Source organism: Burkholderia lata, from assembly GCF_000012945.1.
Classification (GTDB): Bacteria; Pseudomonadota; Gammaproteobacteria; order Burkholderiales; family Burkholderiaceae; genus Burkholderia; species Burkholderia lata.
This window is the reverse complement of sequence record NC_007510.1, coordinates 851894-874086: the sequence shown is the minus strand read 5'-3', so window position 1 is coordinate 874086 and position 22193 is coordinate 851894. Positions and strand designations below refer to the sequence as shown.

19 protein-coding genes are annotated in these 22193 nt (G+C 69.6%); 9 read left to right on the top strand and 10 right to left on the bottom strand.

Going from position 1 to position 22193, the window contains the following annotated elements:
- Positions 1–2: 2 nt before the first annotated feature.
- From efeB to BCEP18194_RS09815, 4 genes are all read left to right on the top strand, one after another.
- Positions 3–1313 carry an iron uptake transporter deferrochelatase/peroxidase subunit gene (gene efeB / locus BCEP18194_RS09830; protein ID WP_011351133.1) on the top strand — a complete coding sequence of 437 codons (1311 nt, stop codon included), beginning with the start codon at positions 3–5 and terminating at the stop codon, positions 1311–1313.
- Positions 1314–1379: 66 nt separating this feature from the next.
- Entirely contained in the window at positions 1380–2414 is a 1035-nt protein-coding gene (locus BCEP18194_RS09825) for an iron ABC transporter substrate-binding protein (RefSeq protein ID WP_011351132.1), read from the top strand.
- A 2-nt stretch (positions 2415–2416) separates the two neighbouring features.
- Positions 2417–4015 (top strand): ABC transporter permease, encoded by a 1599-nt coding sequence (locus BCEP18194_RS09820; protein ID WP_011351131.1) that lies wholly within the window; start codon positions 2417–2419, stop codon positions 4013–4015.
- A 28-nt stretch (positions 4016–4043) separates the two neighbouring features.
- Entirely contained in the window at positions 4044–5093 is a 1050-nt protein-coding gene (locus tag BCEP18194_RS09815; protein WP_011351130.1) for an ABC transporter ATP-binding protein, read from the top strand.
- Positions 5094–5148: 55 nt separating this feature from the next.
- On the opposite strand, the gene BCEP18194_RS09810 is transcribed toward BCEP18194_RS09815, so the two are convergent.
- The 9 genes from BCEP18194_RS09810 to BCEP18194_RS09770 all read right to left on the bottom strand — a co-directional run bounded on the left by BCEP18194_RS09810 (position 5149) and on the right by BCEP18194_RS09770 (position 14189).
- Positions 5149–5664 (bottom strand): SRPBCC family protein, encoded by a 516-nt coding sequence (locus BCEP18194_RS09810; protein WP_011351129.1) that lies wholly within the window; start codon positions 5662–5664, stop codon positions 5149–5151.
- A gap of 44 nt (positions 5665–5708) precedes the next feature.
- Complete coding sequence (locus BCEP18194_RS09805; protein ID WP_041492753.1) at positions 5709–6341, bottom strand: LolA family protein; 633 nt, start codon at positions 6339–6341, stop codon at positions 5709–5711.
- Positions 6338–6760 (bottom strand): hypothetical protein, encoded by a 423-nt coding sequence (locus BCEP18194_RS09800; protein WP_063712426.1) that lies wholly within the window; start codon positions 6758–6760, stop codon positions 6338–6340. Before BCEP18194_RS09800 ends, BCEP18194_RS09805 begins: the two co-directional genes overlap by 4 nt.
- 61 nt (positions 6761–6821) lie before the next feature.
- On the bottom strand, positions 6822–7604 hold the full coding sequence (locus BCEP18194_RS09795; RefSeq protein WP_011351126.1) for an anti-sigma factor family protein: 783 nt from the start codon (positions 7602–7604) through the stop codon (positions 6822–6824).
- On the bottom strand, positions 7601–8116 hold the full coding sequence (locus tag BCEP18194_RS09790) for a sigma-70 family RNA polymerase sigma factor (protein WP_011351125.1): 516 nt from the start codon (positions 8114–8116) through the stop codon (positions 7601–7603). Before BCEP18194_RS09790 ends, BCEP18194_RS09795 begins: the two co-directional genes overlap by 4 nt.
- A gap of 27 nt (positions 8117–8143) precedes the next feature.
- Positions 8144–8503: a COG4315 family predicted lipoprotein gene (locus tag BCEP18194_RS09785; RefSeq protein ID WP_011351124.1), complete on the bottom strand. Its 360-nt coding sequence runs from the start codon at positions 8501–8503 to the stop codon at positions 8144–8146.
- 284 nt (positions 8504–8787) lie between these two features.
- Positions 8788–11613, bottom strand: coding sequence for a beta strand repeat-containing protein (locus BCEP18194_RS09780; protein WP_011351123.1), 2826 nt, complete (start codon positions 11611–11613; stop codon positions 8788–8790).
- A gap of 484 nt (positions 11614–12097) precedes the next feature.
- Positions 12098–13342: an NAD(P)/FAD-dependent oxidoreductase gene (locus BCEP18194_RS09775; protein WP_011351122.1), complete on the bottom strand. Its 1245-nt coding sequence runs from the start codon at positions 13340–13342 to the stop codon at positions 12098–12100.
- Between the two features lie 67 nt (positions 13343–13409).
- Positions 13410–14189: an ABC transporter substrate-binding protein gene (locus BCEP18194_RS09770; RefSeq protein WP_011351121.1), complete on the bottom strand. Its 780-nt coding sequence runs from the start codon at positions 14187–14189 to the stop codon at positions 13410–13412.
- 379 nt (positions 14190–14568) lie between these two features.
- On the opposite strand from BCEP18194_RS09770, the gene BCEP18194_RS09765 reads away from it, so the two are divergent.
- The 5 genes from BCEP18194_RS09765 to BCEP18194_RS09745 all read left to right on the top strand — a co-directional run bounded on the left by BCEP18194_RS09765 (position 14569) and on the right by BCEP18194_RS09745 (position 19969).
- Positions 14569–15531 (top strand): ornithine cyclodeaminase family protein, encoded by a 963-nt coding sequence (locus BCEP18194_RS09765; protein ID WP_011351120.1) that lies wholly within the window; start codon positions 14569–14571, stop codon positions 15529–15531.
- Positions 15528–16322: a helix-turn-helix transcriptional regulator gene (locus BCEP18194_RS09760; RefSeq protein WP_041492752.1), complete on the top strand. Its 795-nt coding sequence runs from the start codon at positions 15528–15530 to the stop codon at positions 16320–16322. The genes BCEP18194_RS09765 and BCEP18194_RS09760 overlap by 4 nt, the downstream gene beginning before the upstream one ends.
- 206 nt (positions 16323–16528) lie before the next feature.
- The gene (locus tag BCEP18194_RS09755; RefSeq protein WP_041492751.1) at positions 16529–17260 is read left to right on the top strand and encodes a DsbA family oxidoreductase; all 732 of its coding nucleotides are present in this window, start codon (positions 16529–16531) and stop codon (positions 17258–17260) included.
- A 139-nt stretch (positions 17261–17399) separates the two neighbouring features.
- A complete protein-coding gene (locus BCEP18194_RS09750) occupies positions 17400–18839 on the top strand; it encodes a DHA2 family efflux MFS transporter permease subunit (protein WP_011351117.1) in 1440 nt (479 codons plus the stop codon).
- A gap of 341 nt (positions 18840–19180) precedes the next feature.
- Positions 19181–19969 (top strand): sulfite exporter TauE/SafE family protein, encoded by a 789-nt coding sequence (locus BCEP18194_RS09745; RefSeq protein WP_011351116.1) that lies wholly within the window; start codon positions 19181–19183, stop codon positions 19967–19969.
- Positions 19970–20297: 328 nt separating this feature from the next.
- Here BCEP18194_RS09745 and BCEP18194_RS09740 read toward each other — a convergent pair whose 3' ends face one another.
- Positions 20298–22133, bottom strand: a complete 1836-nt coding sequence (locus tag BCEP18194_RS09740; protein ID WP_011351115.1) for a S10 family peptidase — start codon at positions 22131–22133, stop codon at positions 20298–20300.
- Positions 22134–22193: the final 60 nt, after the last annotated feature.

Genomic DNA, 22193 nt, shown 5'->3' with positions numbered 1-22193 from the left:
TCATGGCAGACGATTCCAACCAGCCACCCCGCCCGACGCGGCGCGGCTTCCTGAAGGCGGGCGGCGCCGCGGTGGCCGCCGGCCTCGCGGCGGCGTCGATCCCGGCCGCGAAGGCCGCGGATGCACCCGCCGCCGCACCCGCACCCGCGCCCGCTTCCGCGCATGACGGCGTCGAGCCGTTCTACGGCAAACACCAGAGCGGCATCGCGACGCCGCAGCAGCGCCACGCGTATTTCGCGGCGCTCGACCTGACGACGGCCCAGCGCGCGGACGTCATCGCGCTGCTGAAGACCTGGACCGACGCGGCCGCGCGGATGGCGCGCGGCGACACCGCGCTGCCGCTCGCCACGACGGGTAACGACGAGGTCGCGCCGGCCGACGGGGGCGACGCGCTCGGCCTCGGCCCTGCGCGCCTGACGATCACGTTCGGCTTCGGCCCCGGCATGTTCGCGCTCGCCGGCAAGGACCGCTTCGGCCTCGCGAAGCATCGCCCCGCCGCGCTCGTCGACCTGCCGCGCTTCAATGGCGACCAGTTGCTGCCCGAAAAGACCGGCGGCGACCTGTTCATCCAGGCGTGCGCCGACGACGCGCAGGTCGCGTTCCACGCGGTGCGCCAGCTCGTGCGCCTCGGCGCGAAGGCGACGCAGATGCGCTGGGGCCAGGCCGGCTTCACGTCGGGCAAGCCCGGCGAGACGCCGCGCAACCTGATGGGCTTCAAGGACGGCACGATGAATCCGCCGATGTCCGATCCGGCCGCAATGGATGAATTCGTGTGGGCCGGCAGCGAAGGCCCGGCATGGATGAACGGCGGCACCTACACGGTCGTGCGCCGGATCCGCATCACGCTCGAGCACTGGGACAACACGGAGCTCGGCTTCCAGGAGCAGGTGGTCGGCCGTCACAAGTACAGCGGCGCACCCCTCGGCCAGAAGCACGAGTTCGAGGCGCTCGATCTCGACGCGGCCGACAAGGACGGCAACCCGGTGATCCCCGACAACGCGCACGCGCGCCTCGCATCGCCGCAGTTGAACAACGGCGCGCAGATCCTGCGCCGCGCGTACTCGTACAACGACAGCACGAGCTTTTACATCGAGCGCTGGCCGCCGTGGCGCCAGCAGACCGAGTACGACGCGGGGCTGATGTTCGTCGCGCACCAGCGCGACCCGCGCAAGGGCTTCATTCCGATCAACGAGAAGCTCGCAAAGATGGACATCATGAACCAGTTCACCACGCACGTCGGCAGCGCGATCTTCGCGTGCCCGCCGGGCGCGCAACCGGGTTCGTACATCGGCGCCGCGCTGTTCGAGGCATGACGGCCCGCAACGCAAGCCAAGGCACACCTTCCCGGCCCCGGCCGGGTGCAACCTGCTAAAAAACACATGAATACTTCACCCGTTAGCCGCCCGCTGCGGCACCTGATTTCCGCGGCGGCCGCCGCGCTGATGCTGACCGGCGCGCTGCACGCCGCGCGCGCGCATGCCGCGACGCTCACGCTGTACAACGCGCAGCACGAGCAGGTCGTCAACCAGCTCGTCAAGGACTTCGAAGCGCAGAGCGGCATCACCGTGAAGGTGCGCTCGGGCGAAGGCCCGGCACTCGCCGCGCAGCTCGTCGCGGAAGGCGACCGCACGCCGGCCGACGTGTACTTCACCGAGAACTCGCCGGAGCTCGTGCTGCTCGACCGCAAGGGCCTGTTCGCGAAGACCGACGCCGCCACGCTGCAGTCGGTGCCCGCGCGCTTCAACCCGGCGGACGGCAACTGGGTCGGCGTGCTCGCGCGCGAGAACGTGCTCGTCTACAACACCGCGAAAATCCAGCCGCAGCAATTGCCCGCATCGTTGCTCGATCTCGCGAAGCCCGAATGGAAGGGCAAGGTCGGCGTCGCGCCGAGCGATGCAGACTTCCTGCCGCTCGTGAGCGCGGTGCTCGCACTGCACGGCGAAGCCGCGACGCTGCAATGGCTGAAGGGCCTGAAGGCCAACGCGCAGATCTTCGACGACGACGAAGGCGTGACGGCGGCCGTCAACCGCGGCGGCGTGCTGACCGGCATCATCAACAACTACTACTGGGACCGCCTGCACGCCGAGCTCGGCGACAAGTCGACCCGCAGCGCGATCTACCACTTCGGCAAAGGCGACGTCGGCGGTGCCGTCAACGTGTCCGGCGCCGCAGTGCTGAAGGCATCGAAGCACCAGCCGGAAGCGCAGAAGTTCGTCGCATATCTCGTCAGCGAGCGCGCGCAGAAACTCATGGCCGGCGGCCATATCAGCTTCGAGTACCCGCTGCATCCGGGCGTCGCACCCGATCCGATCCTGAAGCCGTTCAACGAACTGAGCCCGCCGGCGCTGACGTTCGAACAGCTCGGCGACGACAGCCAGGCCGGCAAGCTTCTGCGCCAGGCAGGTCTGCTCTGACCATGAGCGACGCCGTGTCCCCCACGGCAAGCACCGCACGCGACGGCGAGCACACCGCGACACGGCGCCGCCCGTCGCGCGCGCTCGTCGCCGCGGCCGCGTGCGGGCCGCTCGCGATCCTGCTGCCGCTCGGCTTCACGCTGTACCGCGCGGCCACCTTCGGCGTCGACGACGCGATCGAGCTGCTGTGGCGCCCGCTCGTCGGCGAACTGCTGGTCAACACGTTGTCGATCACGCTCGCCGCGACCCTCGCGTGCACGCTGCTCGGCACGGCGCTCGCGTGGTTCATCGAGCGCACCGACCTGCCCGCGCGGCCGCTGTGGACCGCGCTCGCGGCCGCGCCGCTCGCGGTGCCGCCGTTCATCACGAGCTATGCGTGGGTGTCGCTGAGCCTCGACCTGCAGGACTTCCTCGGCGCGCTGATCGTGCTGACTTCCGCGTACTTCCCGCTCGTCTACCTGCCGGTGGCCGCCGCGCTGCGCGAACTCGATCCCGCGCTGGAAGAAAGCGCGCGCACGCTCGGCTGCTCGCCGTGGCATACCTTCTTCCGCGTCGTGCTGCCGCAGTTGCGCCCCGCGCTGTGCGGCGGGATGCTGCTCGTCGCGCTCGGCGTGCTGTCCGAGTTCGGCGCATTCCAGTTGCTGCGCTTTCGCACGTTCACGACCGAGATCTATGCGGAATACCGCACCGCGTTCGATGGCGGTGGCGCGTCGCTGCTCGGCTGCGTGCTGATCGCGCTGTGCCTGCTGTGCCTCGCGATCGAGGCACGCGCGCGCGGCCATGCGCGCTACGGCCATACGCACCGCGCCGCGCGCCGCGTCGCGATGCGCTATCCGCTCGGCTATCTGCGCGGCCCCGTCACCGTCGCGTTCGCCGCGCTCGCGGCCGCGACGCTCGGCGTGCCGCTCGCGATGATCGGCTACTGGCTCACGCAACAGGGCGCGGCCGCCGTCACGCCGGCCGACGTGTCGCCCGAGCTGCTGTGGCAGGCCACGCTTGCGTCGTCCGGCTATGGCCTGATGGCGGCGGCCGTCACCACGCTGCTCGCGCTGCCGCTCGCGTTCCTGCTGGTCCGTTATCCGGGGCGCGTCGCGACGCTGCTCGAGCGTACCGCGATGACCGTGCAGGGCGTGCCGGGCATCGTCGTCGCGCTGGCAATCGTGTCGATCACGGTGCGGCTGCTGCAGCCGCTCTACCAGAGCGCACCGGCGCTCGTCGGCGCGTACGCGATCCTGTTCCTGCCGCTCGCGGTCGTCAGCGTGCGCGCCGCGCTGTCGCACGTGCAGGTGCGGCTCGAGGAAACCGCGCGCTCGCTCGGTCTCGGCTGGCGCGCGACGCTCACACGCGTGGTGCTGCCGCTCGCGGCGCCCGGCCTCGGCGCGGCCGCGACGATGGTGTTCATCTCGGTCGTGACGGAACTCAACGCGACGCTGCTGTTGTCGCCGATCGGCACCCGCACGCTCGCGACGCAGGTGTGGAGCGATACGGCGACACTCGCGTTCGCCGCCGCGGCGCCCTATGTCGCGCTGCTCGTGGCGCTGTCGCTCGGTGCATCGGGACTGCTGTTCCTGCTGCTCGGCCGCGCGTCGGTGCGCGACTGAGCGCCGCCCTTTTTCCCCGGAACCGCCCATGAGCGAACTACGCATCCACGGCCTGTCGAAATCGTTCGGATCGCATACCGTCCTGCACGACATCGACCTCACGGTGCGGCGCGGCTCGCGCCTCGCGCTGCTCGGCCCGTCCGGCAGCGGCAAGACCACCCTGCTGCGCGTGCTGTGCGGCTTCGAGCGTGCCGAGCGCGGCACCGTCGAAATCGACGGGCGCCGCGTGGCCGCACCCGACGTGCACCTGCCGCCCGAACAGCGCCGGATCGGCTACGTGCCGCAGGAAGGCGCGCTGTTTCCGCATCTGTCGGTGGCCGACAACATCGCATTCGGGCTGCCGCGCGCGGCGCGGCGGCGCCATCATCGCGTCGACGAGCTGCTCGAGATGGTCGGGCTGCCCGCGTCGTATGCGAGCCGTGCGCCGCAGCAACTGTCCGGCGGACAGCAGCAGCGCGTCGCGCTGGCTCGCGCGCTCGCGCCCGAGCCGTCGCTCGTGATCCTCGACGAACCGTTCTCGGCGCTCGACACGTCGCTGCGCCACGAAACGCGCAGCGCGGTCGCGGATGCGCTCGCGGCAGCGGGCGCGACCTCGGTTCTCGTCACGCACGACCAGCCCGAAGCGATGACGCTTGGCGACGAAGTGGCCGTGATGTGGCACGGCCGGCTCGTGCAGACGGCCGCGCCGCAGATGCTGTACCGGCAGCCCGTCACGCGCGACGTCGCGTCGTTCGTCGGGCAGGCCGTGCTGCTCGCCGGTCACGTGCGCAGCATGCGCATCGCCTGCGCGCTCGGCGAACTGCCGCTCGTCGCGCCGCTGCCCGACGGGCCGGCCGATGCGATGCTGCGTCCCGAGCAGATCGGCATCGTGCCGGTCACGCACGCCGACGCGGCGCGCGGCCATACGGCGCGCGTCGAAGCCGCGCAGTTCGCGGGCCAGGACGCCGACGTGCTCGTACGCCTCGATGCCGATGGCGACGTGCTCGTGCGCGCACGCGTGCCGGGACACCGGTGTCCGGCCGTCGGCGAACGTGTCGCACTGGTGGTGGATGGCGCGGTCATGGCGTACGCGCGCTGAGCGGCGCGGCACGCCGCTACGCGCTTTACGCGCTGCTGCTCGCGTTCACACGCGTTCAGGCATCGGCGCAGCCCGCATCCGACAACGGCCGGAACGTCCGGCCCTCCGTCTCGACCGCCGCGCCCAGCAGCCGCGCGAGCCCCTTCGCGCCTTCGCGCATCACGACGTCATGGTTCCATCGGAACAGCGGGCGACCGAGCGGCTCCAGCCGGTTCATCCAGCGCACGTGCGTGCGGATGTGCCAGTCATAGCGCACGATCGTGCGGGCGCCATCGGCGATGAACGACCAGCATCCGTCGCCTTCGATCGCGCCGCTCGCACGACCTTCGAGCGCATGCGGCGGCTCGACGCGCCGCACGCGCATGTCGAAGGTCAGCCGGTACGGCAGCGCCCCCTTCCACGTGTACCGGTGCAGCGCGCCGACGCCGCGCGCATCGCCCGGCTCGATCTCGACGGTGCTCACGGCACCCTTCCACCAGTCGGGCCAGCGGTCGACCTGGTAGATCGCGTCCCACACCACCGCGAGCGGCGCGTCCACGCGCCAGGTCGTCGAGAACCGGTATTCCGCCATGCAGCCTCCGGCATGCCCGTCACGGGCATGAGTCAGCGCACCGCTCAGGGCGCGAAGAAGCGTTCGGGAAACGCGACGTCGATCTCGACGTCGTCGAGCGTCACGGTTTCGAGCGGCACGTCGTCATCGTCCGCGAAGCTGACGACCTTCAGCGGAAAGCCATCCTCGGTATCCAGCCACAGCCGGTAGCGATGCACGCCGTCGACCACATGCGCGGGGGCGCCCGTGACCGACACGCGCAGCGCGGTCCGGCCGCCGACGGCCTCCTCGCCTTCGGTCACCGTCGCGCCGCCCTCCTGCAGCGCATGGACGTTGCGCAGCAGTTCGCCGACGTCCGACCGGTCGACCCGGTGGCCGCTGCGGTCGCGCACGAGCGGATTGGACGGCGACAGCGTCAGCGCGGGCGGTGCATGCGCACCGAACGGACGCAGCCGCACCTTGCCGTCGCCGGGATCGTAGGCGAGCACCGCGCCGTGATGCGGCGACACGAAATCCATCCGGACGAAGCCCGGTTTCAGGTACGCGTAGCGGATTTCAGTGTGCTCGCCGCTGCGCGCGGACGAGCGGATCGTCGCGCGGTACGAGCGGACGTGGTCGAAATGCGCCTGCGCGACAGTCACGGGATCGGCGGTCATGCTCGCTCCTATCAGGCTCGCGGCCAGCAACGCGGCGATCACGGCGCCGCCTCGACATCGAGCACGCCTTCCATCCCGCGCTCGCGATGGCTCCTGAAAAACAGCAGCCGATGCGTGCAATAGTAGGCGAACCGGCCCGGCTGCGCCGGCGTGAAGCGAAACGTCTTCGGTGTCGTGGCGAGCTCGGTGTGCACCGCGATGCCGGCCTGCGGCGCGTCGATCTCGAAGCTGTGCGGCACCAGGCCGGGCTCGGCCGACACGGTCAGCTCGACCGGCACGTGCGCCCGCACGATCACGTGGTTCGGTCGGAAGAAATAGCTGCCGCCGACGATCGCCACCCGCTGCACGCCGTCGGCGTCGACGGGCACGCGCACCGGCGCGTCGCCGTCCGCGCGCGCAAGCGCGCTGCCCGCGATGAGCGCCACCAGCACCAGCACCAGCACCAGCATCGGCACCAGCATCGGCACGAGCCCCTTCGTCATCGTCGTCTTCATCGCCTGCTCCGAACCGGCGCCGCGCGCGTCACCCCTTCCACGCGTCGGTCGGGCCGCCGAGGTCGCCGCACGCGTCGATCGCGAGTTCGCGCAGGCGCCGCTCGTCGCCCTGGCCGGACAACGCGTAGCCCATCCCGCGATCCGACCAGAAATACGTGTAGCGGTCGCCGGCCGACATCGCCTGCGGCGCGAGGCGCCGTGCGTCGTAGGCCGTCATGTACAGCGTCACGCGCGCGCCGTCCGCGCGCTGGTACATGAGCTGCGCGGCCGGCCCCGCTTCGCCGGGGAGCAGCCGGCCGCCGATCAGCACGTAGCCGTATTCGTCGAGCGACGGCGCGCGCACGGGCCGCCCGACACGCGCGGACAACCACGCGACGAGACGTTCGGGGTCGCCCGCCCCGACCTCGACCGGATGGTCGCGGTCGGCCGCGTACGTCGCGTACGCGACATCCGCGCGCGCGGCGAACGCCGGCTCGCTGCCGAACGTCACCCAGCCGACATGCAGCGCGACGCCGATCAGCAGCCCGGCCGCGAGCCCCGCGAATGCATAGGCAATCGCGCGCCGGCGCGGCGCACGGCGCTGCACGAACAGCGCGGGCGCGGCGCCCGGCAGCGGGAACAGCGCTTGCAGTGCATCGCGCTGCGCGCGGTAATGCGCGAATCGTTCGGCTTCCTGCGGATCGGCCAGCACGCGCTCGAGCACCTCGCGACGCTCTTGCCCGGACAGCTCGCCGTCCAGCAGCGCGGACAGCAGTTGCGCCGACGCATCGTCGTCCCGCTCGTTCGAAGGCTTGTGCGGATCGTCCATCATGTCTTCCCGATCACTCGTAGTGAAGCCGTGCCGTGCGCCGACGGCTCGTCCGACAGCAGCGCGCGCATCTGCCCGCGTGCCCGTGCGAGCCGCGACATCACGGTGCCCACCGGGACGCCGAGCACCTCCGCGGCATCGCGATAGCTCAATTCCTCGAGCGCGACCAGCAGCAGCACCTCGCGCTGTTCGACCGGCAACCGGTACAGCGCGCGCTGCACGTCGCGCAGCACCAGGCCGCCGATTTCGCCGGCCGGCGCGGCCATCGTCTGCCACGGTGCCGTCGCATCGTCGACCGCGATCTCGTGGCGCGCGCGCAACTGGTCGATGAAGCGGTGCCGCAGCAGCGTCAGCAGCCATGCGCGCAGGTTGCCGCAGTCGCGCGGCGGGCGGTTCAGCGCACGCTCGAGCGTGTCCTGCACGAGATCGTCCGCCCAGGCCCGGTCGCCCGTCAGCGCGCGCGCATAGCGCGTGAGATGCGGCAACCACACCAGCAGATCCGATTCGTAGCTCATCAGGATGCCTCGCGCACCGCCGTGCAGTTACGGACGCGCGACGTGCCACATGCCGCCGATCCCGTCGCCGCCCGCGTCGCCGGGCTTGCGATCCTGCTTCCAGCGGTACAGCGGGTGCCCGCGGTACGCCCATTGCTTGCTGCCGTCGTCGCGCGCGACGAGACTCAGCTCGCCGGTTGCCTTGTCGTACGCGTCGGCAAGCGCAGGCGGCCAGTTGGCCGCGCACGCGCGGTCGCACGCGCTCGTGCCGGGCGCATCGCGATCGAACACGTACAGCGTCATGTGCGCTTCGTCGACCAGTTTTCCGTCGCCGGCTCGCGGTGGTTCCGCGGCGGCCGGCCGCACGATTGCCACCGTCAGCGCGGCGGCGACGAGTATCCGTTTCATACCCATTCTCCTTGGCACGGCATCGCGACACGGCGGCACCGGCCGGGACGATCGGCCAGGTCTCGACCATTATCCCGCCGGCCGGCGCTGCCGGGATTCGGTATGTAAACGGATGGAGGCGACCGGTTATTCCACGCCGGCCGGCGAGCGCAGGCAGCGGCCACTCATGCGACGAAAGAAAGCGGGCCCCCAAAGACAACGCGGCATGACATCGCTGTCATGCCGCGTTGCGCGACCCGTTGCGCACGGCGGCCCATCCGGCACCGCCATGCGTGTGCGGCCGGTTACTTCGGCAGTGCGCCCGTCAGCGACTGGAGCAGCGACGACACCGGTGCGAGCGGGTTGCCCGGCGCGCTGTTGCCCGAGTGCGGCGTGACCGACAGGCCCGGCGCGGAGCCGAGTGCCGTGCCCACCGTCGTGCCGACCGCGTTGACGACCGTTGCCGTCGCGTTGGCGCCCGTCGACAGCAGCGAGCCGACTGCGCCTGCCGTGCCGCCGGCCGCGTTCGCGCCCGAGCCGAGCAGGCTGCCGCCCGCTGCTGCCGTCGAACCAGCCGCGCCCGACAGCGCGCCGGCCGCCTGCCCGAGGGCCACCGGACCGTTCGCGAGCGCGCCCGTCACCGAACCGAGCGCACCGGTCAGTGCGCCGGCCGGGTTGCTGCCGCCCGTCAGGCCGCTCACGAGGTTCGTGATCGGGGCGATCGGGTTGTTGCCCGCTGCGCCCGACAACGTGCCGACGACCTGGTTCACGACGCCTTGCACCGGCGCCAGCGGGTTCGAGGCCCCGAGGTTGCCGAGTGCGCCCACGACGGAGCCGACCGCGTTACCCAGTGCGTTCGTGGCCGTGCCGACCGCATTGTTGTTGCTGAGCGTGCCGACGACCTGATTCACGACGCCCTGCACCGGCGCCAGCGGGTTCGAGCCGCCGAGGTTGCCGAGTGCGCCCGTCACCGAGCCGAGTGCGCCGGTCAGTGCGCCGGCTGCGTTGCCGCCCGTCGGCAGCGCGTTCTGCAGGCCGTTGACGAGGTTCGTGATCGGCGCGATCGGGCTGCCGCCACCGGCGCCGGACAGCGTGCCGACGACCTGGTTCACGACGCCTTGCACCGGCGCCAGCGGATTCGAGCCGCCGAGCGTGCCGGCGAGCTGCGTGACGACACCTTGCACCGGCGCCAGCGGGCTCCCCGCTCCACCCACGTTGCCGAGCGTGCCCGTGATCGTGTTGACCGCGTTGCTCAGCGCGCCGGCCGGGTTGCCGCTGCCGAGCGTACCCGTGACCTGATCGACGACGCTCTGGATCGGCGCCAGCGGGTTCGAACCGCCGCCGATGCCGCCCAGTGCGCCCGTGACCTGGTTCACGACGCCTTGGACCGGCGCCAGCGGGCTCGAGCCGCCGCCGATACCACCCAGTGCACCCGTGACCGTGCCGAGTGCGCCCGTCAGTGCGCCGGCCGGGTTGCCGCTGCCCAGTGCGCCCGTCACTTGGTTCACGACGCCTTGGACCGGCGCCAGCGGGTTCGAACCGCCGCCGATGCCGCCCAGTGCACCCGTGACCGTGCCGAGTGCGCCGGTCAGTGCGCCTGCCGGGTTGCCGCTGCCCAGTGCGCCCGTCACTTGGTTCACGACGCCTTGGACCGGCGCCAGCGGGTTCGAACCGCCGCCGATGCCGCCCAGTGCACCCGTGACCGTGCCGAGTGCGCCGGTCAGTGCGCCTGCCGGGTTGCCGCTGCCGAGCGCGCCCGTTACTTGATTCACGACGCCCTGGACCGGCGCCAGCGGATCCGCGCCGCCACCAATGGCGCCCAATGCGCCCAGTGCCCCGGTTACGTTGCCGATCGCACCAGTCACCGTACCTGCCGGATTGCCCGCACCGAGCTCGCCCGCCACCGTACCGAGTGCGCCCGTCAATGCACTAGCCGGATTGCCGTTATTGAGCGCCGTCGTGACTTGATTGACGACGCCTTGAACCGCCCCAAGCGGGTACGAACCGCCGCCGACATTACCCAGCGCGCCGGTCACCGTGCCGAGTGCGCCGGTCAGTGCGCCTGCCGGGTTACCGCTACCCAGTGCGCCCGTCACTTGGTTCACGACGCCTTGAACCGGCGCCAGCGGGTTCGACCCGCCGCCGATACCACCCAGTGCACCCGTGACCGTGCCAAGTGCGCCGGTCAGTGCGCCTGCCGGGTTACCGCTACCCAGCGCGCCCGTCACTTGGTTCACGACGCCTTGTACCGGCGCCAGCGGGCTCGACCCGCCGCCGATACCGCCCAGTGCACCCGTGACCGTGCCAAGTGCACCGGTCAGTGCGCCTGCCGGGTTGCCGCTACCAAGCGCGCCCGTTACTTGATTGACCACACCTTGAACCGGCGCCAGCGGGTTCGAGCCACCGCCGATACCGCCCAGTGCGCCCGTGACCGTGCCGAGTGCGCCCGTCAGTGCGCCTGCCGGGTTGCCGCTACCTAGCGCGCCCGTCACTTGATTCACGACACCTTGAACCGGCGCCAGCGGGTTCGACCCGCCGCCGATACCGCCCAGTGCACCCGTGACCGTGCCAAGCGCACCCGTCAACGCACCAGCCGGGTTGCCACCACCGAGCGCACCCGTTACTTGATTGACCACACCTTGAACCGGCGCCAGCGGGTTCGACCCGCCGCCGATACCACCCAGTGCACCCGTGACCGTGCCAACCGCATTGCTCAGCGTCCCCGTCGCCGTATTCAGCGCACCGGTCAACGCACCCGCCGGGTTGCCGCCGCTCAGCGCGCCCGTCACCTGATTCAGCACGCCCTGGACCGGTGCGAGCGGCTGTACCGTGCCGCCGCCACCGCCGAGTGCGCCCGTCACCGCCCCCACGGCACCCGACAGCACCTGGCCGGGGTCGCCAAGCGACGTCTGGATCGCGCCCGCCCCGCCTGCCGCCACTGTGACCGAGCCCAGCGGCGACGTACCCGTCGCGACCAACCCGACCGACACGCTGTTCGTCGGCGGGTTGACGATTACTTGCGGAATCGGCAGCGCATCGAGGGCCCCCGCCATCGCGGAACCCGAAGCCAGTACCCCGAACACCGTCGCGACCGACAGCGCCACACCCGTCAATTTCAGATTGTGTCCCATCTTTATTTTCCCCATCTCGGTTGGCACAACGTTGATAAAGCATGGGGACGGATTGCACGAAGTGTGCCAATTCCAAAAACGGGATTGATTCGTCTGCCTATTGACGGGCAATAACGCTTTTTTAATCGATTTCAGACGAAATGCGTGGCCCGGGAACCGGAATCATCTGATGAAAAAGGCCGATGGAACACGGATGTAACGTAACGTTTGCGAGCCCCGTGGTAACGTGTTCCGGTACATTCCGCGTAACACGGGAACACCCGCCGCGACGGCGTGCTACACAGTCACCGGCGGCGGCCCATTACGCATTTCAGCAATATGAAAATGCATTGATAAATCGCCGATTTGCTGATTTTCTTTATTTCGCGATTATCTTTCTTGCCGATTACGCAGATCATTTCCGATTGCGTGATTTCCGATAATTCGGATAGCAGACTGAAACACTGTGAAGGCCGGCACGCGCGACGCGGCGCGCGCCGCCGGATCAGCCGAAGCGCGCGGGGCGGTACGGATGGGGATCGATATAGGTCGGTGCGCCCGTCATCATTTCGGCGAGCAGGCGTCCGGTTGCGGGCCCGAGCGTGAGCCCGTGATGACAATGGCCGAACGCAAACCACAGGTGGCGATGGCGAGGCGCGGGCCCGATCACCGGGCGCATGTCAGGCGTGCACGGCCGCATCCCGAGCCACGGCTCGGGATCGAGCCGCTCGCCGATCCCGAACGCATCGCGTGCCAGCGGCTCGGCGCGCGCGAGCTGCACGCCGGTCGGCGGTGCGCCGCGCAGCGCGATCTCGACGCCGGTCGTGAGCCGCAGGCGGCCGCCTTCCATCGGCGCGACGACGAAACCTTCCTCGGTATCGCACACGGGCACGTTCAACGGTGCGCGCGTCGGCCGGTAATGCATGTGGTAGCCGCGCTTCGCGCGCAGCGGAATCCGGTAGCCGAGCGGCTCAAAGACGTGATCGGACCACGGCCCGAGCGCAACCACGGCGGAGCGCGCCGAAATCGGCCCGTGTTCGGTACCGACCTGCCAGCCGTCATCCACCTGCACGAGCGTCCTGGCATCGCCAAGCGCGAACGTGCCGCCGTCGCGCTCGAACAGCCGCGCGTAGGCCTTGGTCAGCCCGCCCGGGCTCGACACGGTCTTCGGGTCCTGCCAGTGGAATGCGCCGCAGAACGCGTCGCTGACGCCGGGCTCGCGCGCCCGCAACGCACGTGCGTCGAGCACGGTCATCCGCAGCCCGTGCGCGTCGGCCACGCGCTGCTGCGCGCGGGTTTCCGCATCGAACAGCGCGGGCGAACGGAACGCCTCGATCCACCCGCCGTCGTGCACGAGCGGCTGGGCATCGGTGCGCGCGAGCAGCGCGTCGTGCTCCACGACGCTCGCCGCGACGAGCGGCAACAGGTCGCGCGCGGCGGCCGCGAGCCGCTGCGGCGACGATTCGCGCCAGAAGCGCGCAAGCCAGCCCGCATACGCGGGCAGCGCGCGGTAGTCCCAATAGAGATCGACCGAGCGGTTGCGCGCATAGCGCAGCAGCGTGCCGAGCCGGCGCGGAAACGCGTACGGCACGACCGACGAGCGCTCGATCAGCCCCGCATTGCCGTGGCTCGTTTCCTCGCCGGGCGCACGCCGGTCGACGAGCGCGACGCGCAGCCCGCGATCCTGCAGATGCAGCGCCGACGACACGCCGACGATGCCGGCCCCCAGAACGATGACGTCGAAATCCATGGTTCTCCGTACTGCGTCGAGATTCGATGCGACACGCGCCGGCGCGGCGGCCGGCGCACGGCGGTGACTACTTCGAAACGATGTCGCGCTTGAAGTACTTCTGCGACAGCGCGCTGAGTGTGCCGTCCTTCTTCAGCGCATCGAGCGCGCCGACGATCTTCGCCTGCAGCGCCTTGTCGTTCTTGCGCATCCCGAAGCCCGTGCCTTCGCCGAGCGTCGCCGGATCCTTCAGCGGCTCGCCGACGATCTGGTAGTCGCGGCCGGCCGGCTTGTCGAGGAAACCGTCCTGCGCGGTCTGCGCTTCCTGCACGGCCGCGTCGAGACGCCCCGCGACGAGATCGGCGTAGATCTGGTCCTGATCCTGGTACGACACGACGGCCACGCCCGCAGTGGCCCAGTGTGCCTTCAGGAAATCCTCCTGCGACGAGCCCTGCAGCACGCCGACATGCTTGCCGCGCAGGCTCGCGACATCGGGCCGCAGCGGCGAGCCGTGCTTGGCGATCATCACGATCGGCACCACGTAGATCGCCGGCGTGAAGTCGATGCTCTGCCGGCGCTTCGACGTGATGTTCATCGCCGAGTTGATCGCGTCGAACTTGCGCGCCTGCAGCGCCGGGATCAGGCCGTCGAACGAATTCTCGACCCACACGCATTTCATGTTCAGCTTCGCGCACACCGCATTGCCGATGTCGACGTCGAAACCCTGCAACTGGCCGGCCGGCGTCTTGCTCTCGAACGGCGGATAGGCGGCTTCGATCCCGAAGCGCAACGTGGTCTGTTCCGCATGGGCCGTGACGGCCGCGCAGGCAAGCGCCGCAGCGGCGCAAAGGGAGAGCTTCCAGTTCATGACGGTCCTTCCGTTCCGGATTGAGGCGATGAAGATCGGTACACGACGGCCCCGGCCGGGCGCCGGATCGCCATTCGAAGCAGGCGGCCGCCACGCGGCGACGCGTCGTGTCCTGCACGCGAAATATAGACTCAAAGTCTACTATAGACTATAGGGGATACGAGAATCGTGCCCCGATACGCGACGTCCAAAATTCGTCGGTCACACGAAATACCATTGATTTACCGGTGTTTTTTTCGAACCACGCGACGCCACGAAGTCTCGAAAAGAAAAATTCTCCCGATTTTGTTTGTCTATATTAGACTTTTCGTCCATCACGAACACTGCCGGACACCGTCGATCGAGACGGTCCTGTCCAGCCCCGACCGGAGATGTCCCCATGACGCAAACCGCCCCGACCCTGCCGCTGACCGTCGACGAAGCCGCGGTGCGCGCGGCCCTGCCGTCGCTCGACGTGCTCGGCACGCTGCGCAGCATGTTCGCGTCGCTCGCCGCAACGCGCGCGGTGCAGCCGCCGCAAACGCTCACGCTGTTTCCCGACCAGGCCGGCGACTTCATCACGTATCTCGGCGCGCTCGCCGACGCGCAGGTGTTCGGCGCGAAGCTGTCGCCGTATGTCGTGACGGGCGGCAAGCCGATCGTCACCGCGTGGACCGCACTGATGTCGATGCGCACGGGCCAGCCGCTGATGTGGTGCGACGCGGGCCTGCTGACCGTCGAGCGCACGGCCGGCACGACCGCGCTCGCGGTCGACTGCCTCGCGCCGCGCGACGCACGCCATCTCGCGATCGTCGGCGCCGGCGCGGTCGGCCTCGCACACCTGCGGCACACGGCGGGCTTGCGCGACTGGGAGACGATCCGCGTGTACTCGCCGGCGCTCGCCGGCGACGCGGCGCAGCAGGCGGCACTCGCGCAGCTCGATCCGCGCGCCCGCGCCGCGGCGAGCGTCGAAGCGTGCGTGCGCGACGCGGACGTCGTGATGCTGTGCACGTCGTCGGGCACGCCCGTGCTCGGCGACGGGATGCTCACGCGCCCCGCGCTCGTCACGTCGATCAGCACGAACGTCGCGCGCGCGCACGAGATCCCGCCCGCCTGGCTGCCCGACATGGACGTGTACTGCGACTACCGGCACACGACGCCCGCGAGCGCCGGCGAGATGCAGATCGCGGCAGCCGAACACGGCTGGGACGCCGCGCGGATCGCCGGCGACCTCCCCGCGCTCGTCGCCGGCACCTGCCCGGCACCGTCGTACACGCGTCACGCGTTCTTCCGCTCGATCGGCCTCGGGCTCGAGGACATCGCGATCGCCCACGCGCTGTACACGCACCTGGCACGCGCATGAGCGGCGCTCGCGCGCGGGGCCGATACAATGGCGCAACCGCCGCGGCGGCCGCGCGCGGGCGCACGGGCATGCCGGCCAACGGTGCGCCGGCACGCCGGCCCGATGCGCTGCCCGGCCCCCGCCCACCCGAGATGGCGAACCCGATGCGCAAGAAGCAATCCCCCGTCAAGAACCTGCTGCTCACCCGCTATGCGCCGATCGCCGACGGTATCGCCGCGCTGTTCTTCCCGTACGCGGAAGTCGTGATCCACGACCTGCACGACCAGACCGTGCTGTATCTCGCGAACAACCTGTCGAAGCGCGAGGTCGGCGACGATTCCGCGCTCGAGGAAATCGATCATTCCGCGCGCGAGCGCGTGATCGGCCCGTACGAGAAGCTGAACTGGGACGGCCGGCGGATGCGCTGCGTCAGCAACGTGCTGTTCGACGACGAAGGCCGTCCGGCCGGGATGATGTGCATCAACTTCAACATCGCGGTGTTCGACGAGGTGCGCGCGACGCTCGACCTGTTCATCAAGGGCGCGGGCGTCGTCGCGCAGCCGGACGAGCTGTTCCGCGACGACTGGCAGGAGCGCATCAACACGTTCCTGCACGGCTGGCTGCGCGAGCGGCAGGTCGGGCTGAACGGGCTCACGCGCGAGCACCGGCGCGAGCTCGTCGAAGCGCTTTATGCGGAGGGCGCGTTCCGCGGCAAGAGCGCGGCGAACTACGTCGCGAACGTGCTCGGGATGGGCCGCGCGACCGTCTACAAGCACCTCAAGCACCTGAAGGAAACCCAGGGCGACGCGTAAGCGACCCGCGCCGCGGGCCGGTTTGCCGGCGCGCGCGGCGACTTCCCGCATCGGCAATCGCTATCGGGACGCCGCTTCCGTGTCTATGCTTTGTGATACGCCGGGCGCCTGTTTCATATGACCCCATGCCCGCCCGGCCAAGACGAAGCGCCGAAGCACAAAATGATATAGTCCCGGTTACACTTTTTTGCTGCCCGGAACCGCCCATGACGACCGCTCCCGCCCCGACTGCCCGCCCGACCCTGACCGTTGAAATCTGGTCCGACCTGATCTGCCCGTGGTGCTGGATCGGCAAGCGCCGCTTCGACGAGGCGCTCGCCGCGTTCGCGCACGCCGACCGCGTCGACGTCGCGCTGCGCGCGTACCGGCTGATGCCCGGCCAGCCCGTCGAGCCGGTCGAGGCGATGCTGGCCGGCAAGTACCGGATGTCGCCCGCGCAGGTCGACCAGATGCTGCGCCAGGTGACCGATGCGGCTGCGAGCGTCGGGCTGCGCTACGACCTGCCCGGCACGCTCGTCGGCGATACGCTCGACGGCCACCGGCTCGTGAAGCTCGCGGAAGCGACGGGCCGCGCACACGCGCTGACCGAGCGGCTGTACCGTGCGTATTTCTGCGAGCACGGCTCGCTGTTCGATCACGCCGAGCTGACCGAATTCGCGGTCGAAGCCGGGCTCGAGCGCTCGGCGGTCGACGCCGTGCTGCGCAGCGACCTGTACCGCAACGAAGTCGAAGCCGACGCCGCGCGCGCCGCGCAGATCGGCGGTCGCGGCGTGCCGCTGTTCGTGTTCGGTGGCCGCTATGCGGTGTCGGGTGCGCAGCCGGCCGACGCGTTCGCGCAGGCGCTCGACCAGGCATGGCGCGACGGCATCGTCGAACTCGACGGCAGCGACGCGGCCGCCTGCGGCCCCGATGGCTGCGCGCTGCCGGCTCGCTCGTAACACCCGTCGCATCCACCGTCACGCGCGTCCTGCCCGGACGCGCGACTACGCATCGCTGCTGCCACAAACCGGCAGGAAGCCCGCAGCGATGGGGCCTACAATGCATCCTTTCAAATAACTATCAGAAGGCTGCAAGCCCATGACCCACGGGATTCACGGCGAGAAGCGCTGGTACGCGCTGATCGTCCTCTGCCTCGGCGTGCTGATGATCGTGCTCGACAGCACGATCGTGAACGTTGCACTGCCGTCGATCAGCACCGACCTCCACTTCACCGAGACGGCCCTCGTGTGGGTCGTCAACGCGTACCTGCTGACGTTCGGCGGCTGCCTGCTGCTCGGCGGACGGCTCGGCGACCTGTACGGCCAGCGGCGCATGTTCCTCGCCGGCCTCGTCGTCTTCACGCTCGCATCGCTTGCGTGCGGCCTCGCGCAGTCGCAGACGATGCTGATCGCCGCGCGCGCGGTGCAGGGGATCGGCGGTGCAGTCGTATCGGCCGTCGCGCTGTCGCTGATCATGAATCTCTTCACCGAGCCCGGCGAGCGCGCCCGCGCGATGGGCGTGTACGGCTTCGTCTGCGCCGGCGGCGGCAGCATCGGCGTGCTGCTCGGCGGGCTGCTGACGAGCTCGCTGTCGTGGCACTGGATCTTCCTCGTCAACCTGCCGATCGGCATCGCGGTCTATGCGATGTGCGTCGCGCTGCTGCCGCGCCTGCGCGCGCCGGCCGGCACCGCGCGGCTCGACGTCGCGGGTGCGATCACCGTCACTGCATCGCTGATGCTGGCCGTCTACGGGATCGTCGGCGGCAACGAGGCCGGCTGGCTGTCGACGCAGACCGTTTCACTGATCGGCGCGGCCGTCGTGCTGCTCGCGCTGTTCATCGCGATCGAGGCGCGCGCCGCGCATCCGCTGATGCCGCTCTCGCTGTTCGCCTCGCGCAACGTCGCGCTCGCGAACGTGATCGCCGTGCTGTGGGCGGCCGCGATGTTCGCGTGGTTCTTCCTGTCCGCGCTGTACATGCAGCGCGTGCTCGGCTACGGGCCGCTGCAGGTCGGCCTCGCGTTCCTGCCGGCGAACCTGATCATGGCCGTGTTCTCGCTCGGGCTGTCGGCACGCATCGTGATGCGCTTCGGGATCCGCGGCCCGATCGCCGCCGGCCTGCTGATCGCGGCCTGCGGCCTCGCGCTGTTCTCGCGCGCACCGGTGGACGGCGGCTTCGTCTGGCACGTGCTGCCCGGCATGACGCTGCTCGGCATCGGCGCGGGCGTCGCGTTCAATCCGATGCTGCTCGCCGCGATGAGCGACGTCGATCCGGCGGATTCCGGGCTCGCGTCGGGGATCGTCAACACCGCGTTCATGATGGGCGGCGCACTCGGCCTCGCCGTGCTCGCGAGCCTCGCCGCCGCCCGCACCGATGCACTCGCGGCCGCGAACGCCGCGCCGCTCGACGCGCTGAACGGCGGCTACCATGCGGCCTTCGCGTTCGGCGCGGCATTCGCTGCCGCCGCCGCGCTGATCGGCCTCGCGCTGCGCATCCGGCGGCAGGGAGCGGTCGAAGGCGTCGGCCCCGCGATGCACTGACCGGTAGCCGGCGGCTGGCGGCGTCCGCCGTCGCTATCGAACCAGGGCGCGCATCGTCGCGCCCTTTTTTACGCGTGCCTGGCCCGGCACCCGCGCTCGGTTCATCGGGCATTTCGGGCCGATCGGTCGCGCCGACGACGGCCGCGATGCCCCCGCTCCGCTCAAACGCCCGTTTGACTTCAGGCCGGTTGCCCACCCCACGGGCTTTCCCCAGCGATTTTTAACGCAGTCGTACATCGACCCGCCACATTTGCGACAATGGCGGACTTTGACGCGCGCGCCGCGGCCACGCGCCGCCGCCGAACATCCCATCACCGTCGCCGCATAACCGCCTGCTTCCGATGTCGCTTCCCCATATCGATCTGCTGTACTCGTTGTCCGGCCTGTTCGTCGGCATCCTCGTCGGCCTGACGGGCGTTGGCGGTGGTTCGTTGATGACGCCGATCCTCGTGCTGCTGTTCGGCGTCCACCCCGCAACGGCGGTCGGCACCGACCTGCTGTACGCGGCCGCGACCAAGGCCACCGGCACGCTCGTCCACGGCCTGAAAGGCTCGATCGACTGGCGCATCACGGGCCGGCTCGCGGCGGGCAGTGTCCCGGCCGCGGCCGTCACGCTGTGGTGGCTGCATACGCACGGGATGAACTCGCCGGGCACCGCGCGGATGATCCAGCTCGTGCTCGGCGTCGCGCTGCTGCTCACGTCGCTCGCGCTGATCTTCCGGCCGCAGCTCACCGCATTCGCCGCGCGCAACCCGCTCGCGCCGAGCCCCGCGCGCACGCTGTGGTCGACCGTGCTGACGGGCGCCGTGCTCGGCGTGCTCGTGTCGATGACGTCGGTCGGCGCCGGCGCGATCGGCGTGACCGTGCTCCTGCTGCTTTATCCGGCGCTTGCAACGACCCGCATCGTCGGCTCCGACATCGCGCACGCGGTGCCGCTCACGCTCGTCGCGGGCATGGGCCACTGGCTGCTCGGCTCGGTCGACTGGTCAATGCTGCTGTCGCTGCTGCTCGGCTCGCTGCCCGGCATCGTGCTCGGCAGCCTGCTGTCGGCGCGCGCGCCGGAGCGGCTGCTGCGCAACCTGCTCGCCGCGACGCTCGTCGCGGTCGGCATCCGGCTCGTGCTGGCGTAAGCGGCGCGAGCGCCCCGCCGGGTACTGATCGACCTCACCCCTGGCGAACAACTCGTCCCGCTCGGGAACCGAACGTCACCGCCTGAATTTCCGGCCAATCCTCAATAGAGGGCTGTTCATCCCCTCTTCAAGGATTCCGCAATGCCGTCACGGGTGGCTTCCACGCGCCACGTCTCCTCGGAAAAGACGATGCCCCGGAAGTCCATGGCTCCCGGGGCATCGTTGAGGACAACGGCATCGACGTCGACATACGTCACGCGAAAAGCGGGCGCACGTGACCCGGCGACACCTTTACGTCATGACAGGCGGCGCAAGCTGCCCCCGTCGCTTACTGCCCCTGCTGCTGCAACTTCTGCTGCTTGAGCTGCTGCGTGCGCATCTGCAGCTTCAGCACGCGCTGCAGCGCAGTGCGGTTGGCCAGGATGCCGTCGTAGAAGTTGGCGAGATCGCCCTTCAGCGCGGTCCGCGACGCGTCGTTCAGGTAGATCATGTGGCCCGACGGGTAGTTCTTGATCGTCAGGTTCTGCGCCTTGAGCGTCGGGTCGAGCGGCATCTGCGCGAGCGTCAGCTCCGTCTGGTGGAACGGCGTGACGGCGTCGAAATAGCCGTTGGCCGACAGCACCTTCAGGTCCGGGTTCACGCTCATCGTCGACGCCAGGTCGCCGGCCGTGTACAGCGTATTGCCGCCGCCCTTGTTCGCGCCGGTCGGGTCCGTGTGGCTGAAGTCCCAGTTGTTGAAGACCTGGTCGTTCAGGTCCACGAACGACGACGTCGACGTGTACTTGAGGTCGGTGTTGATATAGCTGTTCCACAGCACCGTGTACGCGCCGCCGACGTTCGTGATCGACGGATCGTTGCTGCCCGAGTTCGGCAGGATGTACGGCGCGATGCCCTTGCCCGTGAAGTTCGCGCGACCGTCGTACTGGCCGATCTGCGTGCCCGGCACGAGCGTCAGGAAGAACGTGTACGGCGGGTTGTCATCCGACGACGGCACGTTGCCGAGCGCGGCCGGGTTGCCGAACGTCTGGATCAGCGACGTCGGATCCGTGCCGATGTACGAGCCCATCTGCTGCGCGGTCTGAAGGTTCAGGTTCAGGCGCACGTTCACGAAGCCGCCGTCCTGCGGGTTCGGCTTCTGCGCGAGCGGCGCGAGCGTGTTGTCCGCATAGTTGCGGGCCTGGATCATGTACGCGTCGAGATCGGTCGGCGTCGGGTTGAGCGTCGTCTTCTTCCAGTAGAACGCGTCGGCCGCGAGCGTCGGGAACGTGCCCGGCGCGGACAGCGCGTTCGCGTAGTCGAGGATCGACGACTGCAGCGTGATCCCGTTCAGGTCGATGCCGTCTTCATGCAGCACCCACGACACGACTGCGCTGCGCGCGGTGCCGTACGACTCGCCGTACAGGAACTTCGGCGAATTCCAGCGCGAGTACTTGGTCAGGTAGCGCTGGATGAAGCGGTCGATCGAGCGGGCGTCCTGGTCGGTGCCCCAGAAGTCCTTGTTCTTCGCCGGGGCGATCGCCGTCGAGTAACCGGTGCCGACCGGGTTGATGAACACGAGGTCGGTGCGGTCGAGCAGGCTGTCCGGGTTGTCGAGCAGCTTGTACGGCGCGGGCGGCGTGAAGTTCGGGAACGACGACTGCAGGCGCTTCGGCCCGTACGAGCCGAGCAGCAGGTAGACCGACGACGAGCCCGGGCCGCCGTTGTAGAAGAACGTGACCGGGCGCGGCTTCGACGGGTCCGGATTGTCCTGCGTGTACGCGACGTAGAACATCTTCGCGTTCGGCGCCGACGTGGTCGGATCGATCGTCGTCAGGTGGCCCGTGGTAGCCGTGTACTTGATGGTCTTGCCGCCGATCGTGACCGTGCGGTGCACGACAGCCGCCCCTTCCGTGGAATCCGTGACCGCGTCGTTCGGCCCGGTGCCGTACACGTCGTTGTCGACGTAAGGCTGGTCGGCCGCGGCGGCCGTTGCGTTGGTGTTGGCCGACGTGCTGGCGCCGGCCGACGTCGCGGCCGCGGCGGCGGCCGAAGCGGCCGGGCCCGACCCGTCGTCGCCACCGCACCCCGTGACGAGCAGCGCGGCGGCCGCGGCTGCAGCGAGCGGCACGCTCAGTGTCGTTCCGAATAGCGCGAAACCGTCTTTCAAGGACTTCCGTGTCGTCATTATTGCCTCTCGAACAGAACGATAAATACCGCCGGTCGCAAAGGATCATTTGCGCCGGCG

Excerpts from the sequence above, each read along its gene's own strand:
- efeB (WP_011351133.1), top strand. The coding sequence starts at position 3 with ATGGCAGACGATTCCAACCAGCCACCCCGCCCGACGCGGCGCGGCTTC.
- BCEP18194_RS09825 (WP_011351132.1), top strand. The coding sequence starts at position 1,380 with ATGAATACTTCACCCGTTAGCCGCCCGCTGCGGCACCTGATTTCCGCG.
- BCEP18194_RS09820 (WP_011351131.1), top strand. The coding sequence starts at position 2,417 with ATGAGCGACGCCGTGTCCCCCACGGCAAGCACCGCACGCGACGGCGAG.
- BCEP18194_RS09815 (WP_011351130.1), top strand. The coding sequence starts at position 4,044 with ATGAGCGAACTACGCATCCACGGCCTGTCGAAATCGTTCGGATCGCAT.
- BCEP18194_RS09810 (WP_011351129.1), bottom strand. The coding sequence starts at position 5,664 with ATGGCGGAATACCGGTTCTCGACGACCTGGCGCGTGGACGCGCCGCTC.
- BCEP18194_RS09800 (WP_063712426.1), bottom strand. The coding sequence starts at position 6,760 with ATGCTGGTGCCGATGCTGGTGCTGGTGCTGGTGCTGGTGGCGCTCATC.
- BCEP18194_RS09795 (WP_011351126.1), bottom strand. The coding sequence starts at position 7,604 with ATGATGGACGATCCGCACAAGCCTTCGAACGAGCGGGACGACGATGCG.
- BCEP18194_RS09790 (WP_011351125.1), bottom strand. The coding sequence starts at position 8,116 with ATGAGCTACGAATCGGATCTGCTGGTGTGGTTGCCGCATCTCACGCGC.
- BCEP18194_RS09785 (WP_011351124.1), bottom strand. The coding sequence starts at position 8,503 with ATGAAACGGATACTCGTCGCCGCCGCGCTGACGGTGGCAATCGTGCGG.
- BCEP18194_RS09780 (WP_011351123.1), bottom strand. The coding sequence starts at position 11,613 with ATGGGACACAATCTGAAATTGACGGGTGTGGCGCTGTCGGTCGCGACG.
- BCEP18194_RS09775 (WP_011351122.1), bottom strand. The coding sequence starts at position 13,342 with ATGGATTTCGACGTCATCGTTCTGGGGGCCGGCATCGTCGGCGTGTCG.
- BCEP18194_RS09770 (WP_011351121.1), bottom strand. The coding sequence starts at position 14,189 with ATGAACTGGAAGCTCTCCCTTTGCGCCGCTGCGGCGCTTGCCTGCGCG.
- BCEP18194_RS09765 (WP_011351120.1), top strand. The coding sequence starts at position 14,569 with ATGACGCAAACCGCCCCGACCCTGCCGCTGACCGTCGACGAAGCCGCG.
- BCEP18194_RS09760 (WP_041492752.1), top strand. The coding sequence starts at position 15,528 with ATGAGCGGCGCTCGCGCGCGGGGCCGATACAATGGCGCAACCGCCGCG.
- BCEP18194_RS09755 (WP_041492751.1), top strand. The coding sequence starts at position 16,529 with ATGACGACCGCTCCCGCCCCGACTGCCCGCCCGACCCTGACCGTTGAA.
- BCEP18194_RS09750 (WP_011351117.1), top strand. The coding sequence starts at position 17,400 with ATGACCCACGGGATTCACGGCGAGAAGCGCTGGTACGCGCTGATCGTC.
- BCEP18194_RS09745 (WP_011351116.1), top strand. The coding sequence starts at position 19,181 with ATGTCGCTTCCCCATATCGATCTGCTGTACTCGTTGTCCGGCCTGTTC.
- BCEP18194_RS09740 (WP_011351115.1), bottom strand. The coding sequence starts at position 22,133 with ATGACGACACGGAAGTCCTTGAAAGACGGTTTCGCGCTATTCGGAACG.